At 72.8% G+C, this 14498-nt stretch carries 10 protein-coding genes; 3 read left to right on the forward strand and 7 right to left on the reverse strand.

Annotated features, from left to right (window positions below; genetic code table 11):
- Positions 1 to 450: 450 nt before the first annotated feature.
- The 5 genes from ABD332_RS11400 to ABD332_RS11420 form a co-directional block, all read right to left on the reverse strand.
- Positions 451 to 1410, reverse strand: a complete 960-nt coding sequence (locus tag ABD332_RS11400) for a CDP-alcohol phosphatidyltransferase family protein (RefSeq protein WP_344501914.1) — start codon at positions 1408 to 1410, stop codon at positions 451 to 453.
- A gap of 290 nt (positions 1411 to 1700) precedes the next feature.
- Complete coding sequence (locus ABD332_RS11405; protein ID WP_344501782.1) at positions 1701 to 2429, reverse strand: NUDIX hydrolase; 729 nt, start codon at positions 2427 to 2429, stop codon at positions 1701 to 1703.
- Between the two features lie 99 nt (positions 2430 to 2528).
- Positions 2529 to 3464: an NUDIX domain-containing protein gene (locus ABD332_RS11410; RefSeq protein WP_344501783.1), complete on the reverse strand. Its 936-nt coding sequence runs from the start codon at positions 3462 to 3464 to the stop codon at positions 2529 to 2531.
- A 61-nt stretch (positions 3465 to 3525) separates the two neighbouring features.
- Positions 3526 to 5079 carry a glutamine-hydrolyzing GMP synthase gene (gene guaA, locus ABD332_RS11415; RefSeq protein ID WP_344501784.1) on the reverse strand — a complete coding sequence of 518 codons (1554 nt, stop codon included), beginning with the start codon at positions 5077 to 5079 and terminating at the stop codon, positions 3526 to 3528.
- A gap of 93 nt (positions 5080 to 5172) precedes the next feature.
- Entirely contained in the window at positions 5173 to 6858 is a 1686-nt protein-coding gene (locus ABD332_RS11420; RefSeq protein WP_344501785.1) for an FAD-dependent oxidoreductase, read from the reverse strand.
- 117 nt (positions 6859 to 6975) lie between these two features.
- On the opposite strand from ABD332_RS11420, the gene ABD332_RS11425 reads away from it, so the two are divergent.
- A complete protein-coding gene (locus ABD332_RS11425) occupies positions 6976 to 8205 on the forward strand; it encodes a M48 family metalloprotease (protein WP_344501786.1) in 1230 nt (409 codons plus the stop codon).
- Here the strand turns inward: ABD332_RS11425 and ABD332_RS11430 are convergent.
- Complete coding sequence (locus tag ABD332_RS11430; protein WP_344501787.1) at positions 8183 to 9442, reverse strand: ABC transporter substrate-binding protein; 1260 nt, start codon at positions 9440 to 9442, stop codon at positions 8183 to 8185. The two genes, ABD332_RS11425 and ABD332_RS11430, sit on opposite strands and share 23 nt — an antisense overlap.
- 202 nt (positions 9443 to 9644) lie before the next feature.
- Here ABD332_RS11430 and ABD332_RS11435 point away from each other — a divergent pair, with 202 nt between their 5' ends.
- Positions 9645 to 12842: a sensor histidine kinase gene (locus tag ABD332_RS11435; RefSeq protein ID WP_344501788.1), complete on the forward strand. Its 3198-nt coding sequence runs from the start codon at positions 9645 to 9647 to the stop codon at positions 12840 to 12842.
- A complete protein-coding gene (locus ABD332_RS11440; protein WP_425552176.1) occupies positions 12839 to 13258 on the forward strand; it encodes a roadblock/LC7 domain-containing protein in 420 nt (139 codons plus the stop codon). The genes ABD332_RS11435 and ABD332_RS11440 overlap by 4 nt, the downstream gene beginning before the upstream one ends.
- Before the next feature lie 120 nt (positions 13259 to 13378).
- Here the strand turns inward: ABD332_RS11440 and ABD332_RS11445 are convergent, their stop codons facing one another.
- Positions 13379 to 14497, reverse strand: coding sequence for a GuaB3 family IMP dehydrogenase-related protein (locus ABD332_RS11445; RefSeq protein ID WP_344501789.1), 1119 nt, complete (start codon positions 14495 to 14497; stop codon positions 13379 to 13381).
- Between the last annotated feature and the right edge of the window lies 1 nt (position 14498).

Raw genomic sequence — 14498 nt, forward strand, 5'->3', positions numbered from 1 at the left:
CTTCCGGCAGCCCTGTTCCCAGCGCCCCGCCCCACTCGACAAACGCTGGTCAATGCCCGGCTTTACGGCCTTTGCGCCACAGAGCCTGCGCGATCCACCCCCAAGTTGCTCTCCAAAACCGGGGGCGGATCGCGCAACGTCTATCCGCGCGGCACCGAGCGCGGCAGTTGAGCCAAGGGCAGCCAAGCACCCCGCGCACGGCGGCGGCCGCACGTTCGCCCGCCTTCCGGCACACCTGTTCCCGGCGCTCCACGCCACTCGGCAGACGTTGGTCAATGCCCGGGTCTGCGGCCTTTGCACCAGATGATGCGTCGTCCGCCCTTAAGTTGATCTCTGGAACCAAAGGTGGATCGCGCGGCGTCTGGCCGGTTGCAGTGTTGGGCCACGGGGAATAGCGAAGCGCCCCGCGTCCGGGGAGCCGGAGGCGGGGCGCTGCGAGGTGCGGGAAGGTCAGGCGGCGGCGTGGCGGCGCTGGCGGAGCCAGAGGATCGGGCCGCTCACCAGGTACGCCAGGACCACGGCGACGAACGTCAGGCGGAAGTCGACCAGAGCACCGACCACCGGCAGGGCGAAGAGCCACGGCGGCAGCTTCGCCAGGCGGGCGAGCTTCGCATACGGGAAGCTGGACACCATCGCCAGGCCGAGCAGCGCGACGCCGGCCACGCGCAGTGCCGGGGGCATCTCCGGGGCGATCAGCGTGGCGAGGGCGAGCACCGCCGCACACATGGTGGTCGGCACGCCGCAGAAGAAGCGGCCGTCCTTCGGGGAGACGTTGAAGCGGGCCAGGCGGATCGCGGCGCAGGCGGCCACGAGCGCGCAGGCGGGCACGAGGGCGGCGGCCGGGGCCGAGTCGCTCAGCCAGGCATAGACGACGACGGGCGCGGCCAGGCCGAAGGAGCACATGTCGGCGAGGGAGTCCATCTGCGCGCCGAACGGGCTGGCGACGCCGAGGCGGCGGGCCAGGAAGCCGTCCAGGCCGTCGAAGATGACGCAGGCGATCAGCAGGGTGGCGGCGATGCGGACGTCGCCGTGGTTCACGGCGACGAAGATCGCGCATAGGCCCAGCAGGAGGCTGCTGATGGTGCAGGCGTTGGCCAGGGCGAAGCGGATGCGGCGGCCGACGGTGCGCTCGCCCGGCAGCAGCGGGATGCTGAAGCTCGACGCCTCTTCGGCGCCCAGGGAGACCGACGGGACGGCGGGGCTGACCGGCGCGACAGACACCACGTCTCGTGACAGTCCGTCACGGCGGCGCATACGCAGGCGCGGGAGCCGGACCCTGCCCTCGCGGGTTTCGGTCTCGGCGGGCGGCGGCATGAGCAGCGAGGTGGCGCCGGCGACGTTGCCGTCACCGCGACGACCGACCCGCCCGGCGAAGAGCACCTGGCGGGCGAGCGAACCGCTGCGTCGCAGCCGGCCCGCCCACTGTCTGCTGCCACCGGGGCGCGGACTGTCCGTGGTGCGTCGTCGCTGCCAAGGTGCTCTCGGCACTGATCCTCCATGCAGGAACGGGGTTCCCACGGTCGCATTCCGGGGCCCTTTGCCCCACTGTGTCCGTCTTCGCGAGACTGCCTCGCGATCTACACCATCGCATATCGTGTCGCGCTTGGCGATGGCTCAGATAGGAACCAGCCTAGAAACATGCTCGTCGAGTGCTGATGCCGGACTACTCAGCGTAGTACCAAATTCACCTGTAATTTATCTTAACGACCACGATCACTGTCCCGTCGCGGGAGTGAGGCGGCCCACTGGACCACCTCCGTGAGCTGAAGGCCGGGCAGCTCGGCCCGGTCGAACCAGGCCGCGGCCGCGGTCGATCCGCCGGCGGCCTCGGTCACTCTGGGTGCGGTCGGCGAGGGCACCAGGACGCGGTAGAGCGCCCGTACGGCGTGCCAGTTGATCGGGTAACCCTCGGGGCCGATCGCGCCCGGGTTGCGCCGGTGGGTGACCCCGAGCAGCTCGGTGATCTCCCCGTGCTGGGCGGTCTCCTCGACGAGCTCGCGCAGCAGCGCCTCGCCGGGCTGCTCGCCGGGGTCGGTGCCGCCGCCCGGCAGGTGCCACTTGCCGGCGCCTGGGTAGCCGGGGGCGATCTGGGTGAGCAGCACCCGGCCGGCAGGATCGGTGACGAAGCCGTACGCGGCGAAGCGCTGCCCGGTCGGCAGCCCGTTGGGGTCGGGCCGCTCGGTGAAGTCGCCGACGGCCGCGCCGGGGGCCGGGGCGACCTCGAAGACCACCCGGTCCTCGTGCAGGTCGGGTGTGATGACGGCGTGCACGTCGAGCACCGAGAGCACCACGACGGACAGGTCGGCCTGCTCGACGAAGTGCCGGACCATCGCGGTCGCGGGGCTCTCGCCGTGCCGGACCGGTCCGCCGACGTCGTCGGTCCCTCCGGGTCGACGGCCGTAGACGGTGATCACCCGGGCTGCGCACATGGCGCCAAGCCTAGAACGCGCCCGCTGCAGAGCAGGCTCGGGCAACACCGCGCAGCACGAAAACCAGAGCAAACCAAAGCAAACCAAAGCAAACCAGAGCTAGCGGAGGCCCGCCCCGCGCAGCGCCTCCTCGGTGACCTCCGTCAGCTGCAGCTCGTCGAGGTCCTCGGGGTCGAACCAGCGGGCCTCGGCGGTCGAGCCGCCGACGTCGTGGATCACGGGACGGCTGGAGCGCGGCACCTGGACCCGGTAGAACGCGCGGACGCCGTGCCAGTCGATCGGGTACCCCTCGGGGCCGAGCTGGGCCGCGTCCCGGTGCGACGCCACCCCGAGCAGCTCGACGATGTGGCCCTCCTGCCCGGTCTCCTCGACCAGCTCGCGGATGAGCGCCACGCCGGGCTGCTCGCCGAAGTCGGTCCCGCCGCCGGGGAGGTGCCAGGAGCCGCCGCCCGGGTACCCGTCGGAGATGCGGGTCAGCAGGACCCGGTTGCGCCGGTCGGTGCAGACGGCGTAGGCGGCGAAGCGCTGGGCGCGGTGCAGGCCGTCGGGGCCGGGCACGGCGTAGAAGGACGGCACCTCGGGCACACCGTCGGGGCGCAGGTCGACCGCGGCCTCCCGCAGGCCGAGCGCGTCGGCGGTGAAGCGGCGCAGCGGCAGCTGCTCGGCCTCCTCGCGGGTGACCCAGCGGGCCAGGTCGGTGGGCTGGCCGACGCGGTCGCGCAGCGCGCCGCCGCGCACGGTGACCTCGTAGATGAGGCGGTCGGTGTGGATGGTCAGGCCACGGTCGGGCAGTGCCCGCATGTCGGCGAGCACGTCGCGCAGCCGGGCGACGGCGACGGACAGGCCGGTCTCCGCGGCGGTCTCCCGCACGACGGTGTCGACCGGCTGCTCACCGTGGTCGACGGCGCCGCCGGGCAGCGACCAGACTCCGGGCGTGCCGGCCTTCGCCGACGCCCGGACCAGCAGGAACTCGTCGGAGTCAGCGATGACGCAGTAGGCCGCGATGCGCCGCAGCGGCTGTAACGCAGGAGTCACGACAATAAATTGTCCGGCATTTCCGCCCAGGAGCAAGGGAGACCCACAGGAGGAAAAACATTCACTCCCATTCAATGGTGCCCGGCGGCTTGGACGTCACGTCCACGACCACGCGGTTGACCTCGCGGACCTCGTTGGTGATCCGGGTGGAGATCTTCGCGATCAGCTCGTGCGGCAGCCGGGACCAGTCGGCCGTCATCGCGTCGTCGCTGGAGACGGGGCGCAACACGATCGGGTGACCGTAGGTGCGGCCGTCGCCCTGGACGCCGACGCTGCGGACGTCGGCGAGCAGCACGACCGGGAACTGCCAGACCGACCGGTCCAGGCCGGCGGCGGTGAGCTCCTCGCGGGCGATCAGGTCGGCGGCGCGCAGGATCGCGAGCCGCTCCTCGTCGACGGCGCCGATGATCCGGATCGACAGGCCGGGCCCGGGGAACGGGTGCCGCATGACGATCTCCTCGGGCAGGCCGAGCGCGGCGCCGATCGCGCGCACCTCGTCCTTGAAGAGCGTCCGCAGCGGCTCGACCAGCGCGAACTGCAGGTCGTCGGGGAGGCCGCCGACGTTGTGGTGCGACTTGATGTTGGCGGTGCCGGTGCCGCCGCCGGACTCGACCACGTCTGGGTAGAGGGTGCCCTGGACGAGGAACTCGACGTGCTCCTCCGCGTCCAGGTCGCGGGCGGCCTGCTCGAAGACCCGGATGAACTCCCGGCCGACGATCTTGCGCTTCTGCTCCGGGTCGGTCACGCCGGCAAGGGCACCGAGGAAGCGCGCGGAGGCGTCGACGACCTTCAGGTTGATGCCGGTGGCGGCGACGTAGTCCTTCTCGACCTGCTCGGCCTCGCCCGCGCGCAGCAGGCCGTGGTCGACGAAGACGCAGGTCAGCTGGTCGCCGACGGCCTTGTGCACGAGGGCCGCGGCGACGGCGGAGTCGACGCCGCCGGAGAGCGCGCACAGCACGCGCTTGCTGCCGACGCGGGCGCGGATCGCCTCGACCTGCTCCTCGATGATGTTGTTGGACGTCCAGGTGGGCTCGATGCCGGCGATGTCGTACAGGAACCGGCGCAGCACCTCCTGGCCGTGCGGGGTGTGCGCGACCTCCGGGTGGAACTGCACGCCGGCGAGCCGCCGCGACACGTCCTCGAACGCGGCGACCGGCGCGGCCGGCGAGCCCGCGGTGACCGTGAAGCCGGCCGGGGCGGCGGTGACGCAGTCGCCGTGGCTCATCCACACCGACTGGGCGTCGGGCAGGTCGCGCAACAGCACGCCGCCGCCCTCGGCGATGCTCAGCGGGGTGCCGCCGAACTCGCGCAGCCCCGTGTGGCTCGCCTCGCCGCGCAGCGCGACCGCCATCGCCTGGAAGCCGTAGCAGATGCCGAAGACCGGCACACCGGCGTCGAACAGGGCGGGGTCGACCTGCGGGGCGCCCTCCTCGTAGACGGAGGAGGGGCCGCCGGACAGGATGATCGCGGCGGGGCGCTTGGCGAGCATGTCCGCGACCGGCATCGAGTGCGGGACGATCTCGGAATACACGTGCGCCTCGCGCACCCTGCGGGCGATCAGCTGCGCGTATTGGGCACCGAAGTCGACGACGAGAACCGGCGGCGGCGTGGTCATGCGTCGAGCCTAGTCGGCGCCCCGGGGTGACCTGCGCCTCACTGCCGCTCTTTCAGCCTTTGCCGCGTCGGTACCGCGGTGCCGCGCACTTCGTCACGAATGGTGCTCCTGTCGCCGTCGCGGCGCCGGCACGGCGGTGACCCGCAACGCCGCCGGCGCGCCGGCCGGGACCGCGGGGTTGGCCGGCGGGACGGGTGGCACCGGGACGTAGGTCTCGCCGAGCGGCGGCCGGGGGTCCTCCTCGCCGCGGTTGGGCCACATGGACATGGCCCGCTCCGCCTGGGCGGTGATCGTCAGGGACGGGTTGACGCCCAGGTTGGCGCTGACCGCGGCACCGTCGACCACGTGCAGGCCGGGGTGGCCGTAGACGCGGTGATAGGCGTCCACGACCCCGTGCTCCGGCGAGTCGCCGATCGGCGCGCCGCCGAGGATGTGCGCGGTGACCGGGATGTTGAAGACCTCGGTCCAGCTGCCGCCGGGCATGCCGCCGATCTCCTCGGCCAGCAGCCGGACGGCGTGGTTGCCGGCCGGGATCCAGGCCGGGTTGGGCTCGCCGTGCCCCTGCGACGTGGTGAGCTTGCGCCGGCCGGTCCAGCCGCGGCGGAGCCGGACGTTGAGCGAGTTGTCCAGCGACTGCATGACCAGGGCGATCACCGTCTTGTGCGACCAGCGCCGCACGGAGAGCACCCGGGTGTGCCGGATCGGGTGCCGGAAGAACGCCCCGAACCAGCGCAGCGGCCGCAGCGGCCCGCCGTCGGTGAGGACGGTCTGCAGCAGCCCCATGGCGTTGGAGCCGGGGCCGTACCGGACGGGCTCGATGTGCGTGTGCGCGTCGGGGTGGAACGAGCTGGTGATCGCCACGCCGTCGGTGAAGTCGACGTCCTTGCGCAGCGAGCGGGCGCCGAGGATGGACTCGGAGTTGGTGCGGGTGAGCGTGCCGACCTTCGCCGACAATTCGGGCAGCTGCCCGTCGGCGCGCATCCGCAGCAGCAGCTCCTGGGTGCCGAGGGCGCCGGCGGCGAACACGACCTGCGCCGCGTGGAACGCCCGGCGGTCCCGCCGCCGCCCGGTCCCGCGGGTGTCGACGCGATAGCCGCCGTCCTCAGGTCGTACCGACGCCACCGTCGTCAACTGGTGGACCTCGGCGCCGAGCCGCTCGGCCAGGTGCAGATAGTTCTTCACCAGGGTGTTCTTCGCGCCGACCCGGCAGCCGGTCATGCATGAGCCACAGTGCTCGCAGCCGTGACGCAGCGGTCCGGCCCCGCCGAAGTACGGGTCGACGCCCGACTTGCCGAAGTACACCCCCACGGGGGTCTGGTGGAAGGTGTCGCCGACGCCCATCCGCTCGGCGACGGCCTTGATCGCCAGGTCGGCCCGGGTCATGCGGTGGTAGACGCTGACGCCGAGCATGCGCTCGGCCTGGTCGTAGAAGGGCGCGAGCTCGGCGCGCCAGTCGGCGATGCCGCGCCACTGCGGGTCGTCGTAGAACTGCTCGAGCGGCCGGTAGAGGGTGTTGGCGTAGATCAGCGACCCGCCGCCGACGCCGGCGCCGGACAGCACCAGCACGTTGCGCAGCAGCTTGAGCCGCTGGACGCCGAAGCAGCGCAGGGCCGGTGCCCACAGGAAGCGCTTGGCGTCCCACGACGTCTTGGGGAACTCGTCGTCGGCGAAGCGCCGACCGGCCTCCAGGACCGCGACCGAGTAGCCCTTCTCGGCGAGGCGGAGCGCGGTCACGCTGCCGCCGAAGCCCGAACCGATGACCACCACGTCATATCGCACGCCTCATGGTGACTCACCAGTAAGTTACTGGGAAGTACCCAGTTTCGCATCGGCCGGCGTCAGTCCCGCCGGAGCGCCTCCCCCAGCTACCGGGCGGGGTGCGGCACACTGAGGCGCATGGCGAGACTTCCCGGCGGGCTGGCCGCCTGGCGTGGCCGCCGGCTGCTGCGCGGTGCCGGCCCGGCGCCCATGAAGGAGCACTGGGGCCCCGACACCGCCAAGGTGACCGCCGCCCGCCACACGGTCCTGCACTCGCTCGTGACCGAGGCGGCGAAGTACGCGGACGCGACCCCACCGGTCGCGGTCACCCTCGCCGGGTCCGGCACCGTCCGGTACACCGGCGGCGTGCTGCGCGTCGGGCTGCCCCTGGTGTGGGGGCTGCCCGCCGACCACCTGCGCATCGTCCTGGCGCACGAGCTGGCGCTGCCGGACACGAAGCACCCCGAGCTGGTCCGCGGCCTGCTCGTGGCGGCGGACGCCAAGGTGCACGCCGCGACAGGTCCGCTGCGGGTCGCGGTGGAGCAGGTCCGTGACGCGGCGGCGATCGCCGCGGGCGGTGGCGGGCTGTCCGGCGTCGAGGACGCGGCCGCGGCGCTGCTGCGGGCCGCGACGATCGAGGCGGCGTTCGCCGCGTTCGCCGCGGCCGAGGGCCGCCACCTGATCACCCCTGGCAGTGCCGCCGAACCGGCCGCCGAACCGGTGCCGGTGCGGATCTCGGACCTGCACGCCGGCTGGCGGCTGCGCCTGTCGCGGTGGGGCGCGCCGGCGGTCGACGGCGGCGCGCTGCTCGACGAGGTGCCGCTGCGGCACCCCGGGCTCGCCGCCGAGCTGCGCGCCATCGGCGAGGTGCCCCGGCCCGGGCTGGCCGGCGACGCCGTCGACGTGGAAACCCTGACCGCCGAGGAGGAACGCACGCTCGCCGCCGAGGTGATCGGGGGCGACGGGGAGTGGACGCGCTTCGAGCAGCTGCCGGTCGAGGTGTACGGCGCGGAGGTCGAGCGCCAGGCCCGCGAATACGTGCGGGCGGTGCGGGCCGTGCTCGGCCGCGACCCGGACGACCGTGACGAGCTCGCCGGCACGCTGCTGCGCCGTCCGGTCGACGTGGAGCGGGCCCGGCGCGGGGAGACCGCCGCCGACGACCAGCCGGCGCCGCCGTGGATGGGTGTCGTGCTGCTGTCCGTGCTCGTCGAGCACACGCTGCTGCGGCAGGGCTGGCGGCGGGAGCACCCCCTGGTGGCCCGGCGCCTGGTCGCGCCCGGCGGCGAGGTGCTCGACCTGAACGAGCTGTACCAGAAGCCCGACGAGCTGCGGCGGCTGCTCGCGGCTACAGGCTCAGCGTCGGGGTAGCCGCCAGCTCGACGGGGTGGATCACCAGGTAGCCGTTGGGGGCGTGCTGCTCGACGACGCAGGCGCCGAGCTGGTTGTAGCCGGCGCCGTCGAACCGGATCCCGTTCCACGGCATGACGATCTGGGTCGCCGGCAGCGAGAACTGCTGCACCGCGTTGCGGATCGTCGGCGGGCTCAGGTCAGTGGTGACGGTGTTCATCGCCAGCGCGAGCAGCATCGTCGCGGTGAACGCGGCCGCCGCGACCTCGGTCAGCTTGGCGTGGAACGCCTGCTCGTACATGCCGCCGACGACCCTCGCGACGGGGTTGCGCCCCGCGAAGTCCCCGGACCAGCCCGTGGCCCGCAGCACCTGGTTGTTGCCCTTGACCGTGTCGAGCGCCCCGACGCCGGGGCCGAGCGCGATGACCGGCGCCTTGCCCTTGAGCCGGCCGGCGAGCTCCACCGCGGCCGCCGCGTCCTGCGCGTTGAGCACGAAGGCGAGGACGGCGTCGCCCTTCTCGACGAAGCTGCTGTCGCCGGCGCCGCCGGACTCCAGGGCGATCTGCTGCTTGCCGCCGATCTCGTAGCCGGCGGCGAGGCTGAGGTCCTCGATCGAGGCGCGCACGTTGGCGAGCTCCTCGCCGACGGTGCCGCTGGCCTTGCCCATCGCGGTGATGACCCGCTTGAACTCGTCGCCGGTGTCGCGCTCCCGGTACAGCAGCGCCAGCGCGGTCGAGATCGCCTGCCGGTCGCTGGGCTGGATGCGGAAGTGCGCCGCCCGGTTGAGGTCGGCGAACGTGTCCGCGGTGCTCAGCGCGTCGACGAGCGCGACGCCGATGGTGTCGGTCTCGCGGCCGGCGGGGGCGGCGACGTCCAGGGTGTCGGCCAGGACGAGCCCGACGGCGCCGTCGTGCACGAGCCGCGACGCCTCCTTCTCGACCTTCTCCGGCGCGCTGTCGCTGTTGCCGACGACGAGCGTGAGCTTCGTGCCGTTGCGCAGGCCGGCGCCGGCGGCCAGCGGCAGGGGGATCTTCAGGTCCGTGATGTCGTTGTTGACCAGCTCGATCGCGAGCTTCGCGCCGAGCTGCGCCTGCTGGCCGATCGCGGCGTTCGGCCCGGTCGTGGAGACCAGCAGGCCGATCGCGACCGACGCCGGCGGCTTCGGCGCGGGGTTGCCCTTGCTCGTGCAGGCGGTCAGAAGCAGCGCGGTGACCACGGCGAACGCGGCCACGGCGGGCCGGCGGCCGAGGGTGTGCACGACAGGAAGCTCCTTGGGACACGCGGCTGGTCGGACGGTGCGTATCCTTCCCGTCTGGTCGATGCGTTTCAACCCCGAAGTCGAATGCCAAGTAATGTGACCTGGACCACAATGCCGTGGTTGGACAGATGTCGCAACCCTGGTTTGATAAGGCTCGCACGCTGCTCAGGCAGCGCGATGACGCATGCGAAAGGTGTGAGGGGTGCAGACCTTCGCTTCGCCACCTTCATCGAGGGCTCCCGCCGTCGTCATGAAGGTGAACAGCCACCGGCGCCGCAGGCCAGGGGAGCCGCAGCGGCGCAGCGCGTCGCTGTTCCGGGTCCGCGACTGGCGCGTGCCGACCAAGCTCGCCGCCGTCCTCGTGCTGCCCGCCGTGGCCTTCCTCGTCATCGCCGGCGTCCAGATCAACGCCTCCGTCCAGGACGCCTCCAAGCTCGACCAGTTCGCCCAAGGGGTCAAGGTCGGCCGCCAACTGACCAATCTGATCCACTACCTGCAGCTGGAAAGGGACCGAACGGCCGGAGTTCTCGCCAAATCGACCACCGTCCAAGCGCCGAGCGGGTCGACTTCGAGCAACCAGGAGCTGGCCGCGAACTACGCCGCCACCGACGCGGCCCTCGCCGCCTTCTCCAACGCCGCCCGCCCGCTGCTGGCCAACCCAATCTTCAACCAGTCGCAGAACCGGGTCGCCGCCGACTTCGCCGACCTGCAGCTGGTCCGCGAGGGCGTCAAGCAACGGTGGCTGCGCCAGGACGCGGTCTTCGACCAGTACTCCTCCACCATCCAGCACCTGTTCGGGCTCGTCCCCGACCGCCCCGACATCGGCGGCGACTCCCAGTCGGTCACCGAGGTCGCCTCCCTCATGGACCTCGCCCAGGCCAAGGAGCTCAAGGACCAGCTGCGCGGGCGGATCTTCGCGGCCGCCAGCGCCGGCAAGTTCGCCCCTGACGACTTCGAGACGTTCTCCGAGATCCAGGCGCGGCAGGTGGCCGCCGTCGAGCGCTTCCGCGACTCCGCCAGCCCGCGGCACCTGGCCCTCTACGACCGCAACCTGCGCCAGACCGCCGTCGGCACCGTCGCCCGCCTCCAGCAGCAGGTCATCTCCCGCGCCCGGGGCGCCGCCGTCGGCGTGACCCCCGAGGAGTGGTGGCTCGCCAGCACCAGCGAGCTGGACTACATCCGCACCATCGAGCAGGAGCTGCTCGAGGACGCGATCGAGGGCGCCGCCAACCGCAGTGCCTCGCAGCGCACCGACGCCATCGTCGCCACCTCCGTGATCGTCCTGGTCATGCTGATCGCGCTGCTGCTGTCGTGGCTCATCGGCCGGTCGATGGCGCGCTCGCTGCGGCAGCTGCGGGCCCAGGCGCTCGACGTGGCGCAGCACCGCCTCCCCGAGGCCATCCAACGCCTGCGGACCCTCCCCCGCGGCGAGACCGTCACCGTCGACACCACCACCAGGGTCCGCTCCACCGACGAGATCGGTGAGGTCGCCGACGCGTTCACCGCCGTGCACCGTAGCGCCGTCAGCCTCGCCGTCGAGCAGGCCGTCATGCGGCGCAACGTCAACTCGATGTTCGTCAACCTGGCCCGCCGCTCGCAGACCCTGGTCGAGCGCCAGCTGCAGCTGCTCGACCAGCTGGAGTCCGCCGAGACCGACCCCGACCAGCTGGCGAACCTCTTCCGCCTGGACCACCTCGCCACCCGCATGCGCCGCAACGACGAGAACCTCCTCGTCCTCGCCGGCAGCGAGGCCACCCGGCGCTGGGCGCAGCCCGTGTCCCTCTCCGCGGTGACGCTCGCGGCGATGGCGGAGATCGAGCAGTACGCGCGAATCCGGCACGACGTCGCCACCGACATCTTCGTCGTCGGGCACGCCGTCTCCGACATCGTCCACCTGCTCGCCGAGCTGCTCGAGAACGCGACCACGTTCTCGCCGCCCGACACGGTCGTCACCGTGTCCGGCTGGCCCTCGAAGCAGACCCGCGAGGCCACGATCGTCATCGAGGACCGCGGGCTCGGCATGACCGAGTCCGGGCTCGTCGAAGCCAACGACCGCGTGTCGGCGCCGATCGCCATCGACGTGGCCGCGTCCGAGCGGATGGGTCTCGTCGTCGTCGGCCACCTGGCCGCGCGGCACGGCGTCCAGGTCCGGCTCGACGCCTCCGACGAGGGCGTCACCGCCTACGTGACCCTGCCCGCCCGCCTCCTGGCCGCTCCGCCGGAGGGCGCCGGGCTGTACCACGGCAGCGGCAACCGCATCGCCGGCATGTCGCGGCTGCCGATCGCCGCTGACGAGGCACGGCCCGTGCCCGCGATGGTCTCCGCCGAGGACGCGCCGACGGCCGTGCTGCCGGCGCTGCCCGGGCGGCCGAGCGGGGCCGGCACCGCCGGGTCGCCGGCCGAAGGGGACGTGCCGGCGGTCGCGGCGCCGCCGCTGCCGGCGGGGCCGGTCGCCCTGCCGACCTGGCCGGTCGCCGCCTCCGCCGCCGCGGGCGCTGCTACCGCCGATGCTGCCGCGGGCGCCGAGCCGGTGCCGGCGTCGGTTTCGGGGGCGCCCGTGTCCGGCGTGCCTGTCTCAGGTGCGCCCGTCTCCGGTGTACCGGTCTCCGGCATGCCGGTGTCCGGGATGCCACTGCGCGCGGCGCCCGTGTCGGGGGTGCCGGTCTCGAGCCTGCCCGTGTCGGGTGCGTCGGTCTCCGGTGTCCCGGCGTCGGGCGTCCCGGCGTCGAGCTTCGGACTTCAGAGCCCCGGCGTGCCTGTCGCAGGGGTTCCCGCTTCGGTCGGTCCGGCCGGCCCTGTCTCCGGCGGGCCCGGACCGCAGGTGCCGGGACCGCGTGTGCCCGTGGCCGGCAACGGTGCGGGCCCTGGTGTGGGCTCTGGTGTGGGCTCTGGTGCGCCCGTCTCCGGGGTGCCGGGGGCCGGCGGTGGCCCGGCGGGTCCCGCCTCGGGGCCGCCCGCGCAGCGGACCGCGAACGGTGGCCCCGCCGCGGGCGCGCAGCGGCGCGGGCCGAGCCGGGCCGAGGACATCATCGGCGCGGCCGCGCGGGGCAACACCGCGCCGCCCGCCAAGGGCACCCGCTGGTGGTCGCGGGGCGGCGCGGGTGACGCGCCGGCGTCGTCGGCCCCGGCGGTCCCGGCGCAGCGGACCCCGGTGACCGCGGGCACGAGCGCCAGCGGCCTGCCGATCAGGGTGCCGCTGGCACAGCTGCCGGGTGACACTGGGCAGGCGGAGACCAGACCTGACGCGACCCAGCCGATCCAGGTCTCGTCGCACACCGAGCCGGACCCCGCGAGCGTCAGCAGCATGCTCACCCGGTTCTACAGTGGCGTGCACCGGGCCGCGAACGAGGACGAGGTACCCACGGTGCCGATCAACGATCATCGAGGGAGCACGGCGTGACCCTGAGCCAACAAGCACGGGACCTGAGCTGGTTGATCAACGCCTTCACCGAACGGGTGCCGGGCATCGCGCACGCGGTGGTGGTGTCCTCCGACGGCCTGCTGGTCGCCGTGTCGGACCATCTGCCGCGCGACAGCGCGGACCAGCTGGCCGCCGTCACGTCGGGTCTGGTGAGCGTCACCAGCGGCGCCGCCCGCATCTTCGACGGCGACGAGGTCAAGCAGACCGTGGTCGAGATGGGCCAGGGCTTCTTCCTGGTCATGACGATCCGCGACGGCTCGATCCTGGCCGTGCTCGCCGGCCGCGAGGCGGACATCGGCGTCGTCGGCTACGAGATGGCCCGCCTGGCCAAGCAGGCCGGCGAGATGCTCACCCCGGCGCTGCGGGCCGAGCTCCAGCAGGCCCTCCCCCGCTGACCCTTCTCGCGTGACCCGGAAGACGCCTCTTCCGGGTCACGGGAGCCGGGCGCTCCCGGGAGGATGCGAAACGGCCCGGACCCCGAGGCGGGGGCCGGGCCGTCAGGCGTCGCGCGCCGGTCAGCGGTCGAGGACCAGGCCGACCTTCTGGAACTCCTTCAGGTCGCGGTAGCCGCACTTGGCCATCGCGCGCCGGAGGCCGCCGAACAGGTTGAGGACGCCGTCGGGGTCCTCGGACGGGCCGTACAGGACCTTCTCGAGGTCGCCGAGGGACTCCTCCGCGGAGCCGAACGAGCCGCGGGGCAGCTTCGGGTGGCTGGCGGCGGAGTGCCACCAGGCGCCGCCGGCCGGGGAGGACTCACTGCGCGACAGGGGCTCACCGACCATGACGGCGTCGGCGCCGCAGCCGAGCGCCTTGGCGATGTCCCCGGACGTCTGCAGGTTGCCGTCGGCGATGATGTGGACATACCGGCCGCCGGTCTCGTCGAGGTAGTCGCGGCGGGCGTCGGCGGCGTCGGCGATGGCGGTGGCCATCGGGACGCGGATGCCGAGGACCCGGTCGGTCGTCGACCACTCGTCGGCGCCGATGCCGACGATCACGCCGGCCGCGCCGGTGCGCATGAGGTGCAGCGCGGTCTGGTAGTTGGTGCAGCCGCCGACGATGACCGGCAGGTCCAGGTCGGCGATGAACTCCTTGAGGTTCAGCGGCTCGTCGGTCGTCGACACGTGCTCGGCGGAGACGAGGGTGCCCTGGATGACCAGCAGGTCGACGCCGGCGTCGAGGATGACGGGCGCGAGGGCGAGGGTGTGCTGCGGGGAGACTCGGACGGCGACCGTGACGCCGCCGTCGCGGATCTCCTTGACCCGCTCGCCGATGAGCTCGGGCTTGATGGGCTCCGCATACACCTCCTGGAGGCGCCTGGTGGCCCGGGAGTCTTCGTCCAGCCCGGACAGCTCCTCAAGGATCTTGCTCGGGTCGCTGTAGCGGGTCCAGAGGCCCTCGACGTTGAGCACGCCGAGCCCGCCGAGGCGGCCGAGCTCGACGGCGGTCGCCGGGCTCATGATGGCGTCGGAGGGGTGCGCCACGCACGGGATCTTGAACGGGTACGCGTCGAGCTGCCAGTTGGTCGACACGTCGTCGACGTCACGGGTGCGCCGTGTCGGCACGATCGCGATGTCGTCCAGGTGGTAGCCACGCCGGGCGCTCTTGCTCAGCCCGATCTCGACCACGTCACGCATT

Source organism: Dactylosporangium maewongense, assembly GCF_039531485.1.
GTDB lineage: Bacteria > Actinomycetota > Actinomycetes > Mycobacteriales > Micromonosporaceae > Dactylosporangium > Dactylosporangium maewongense.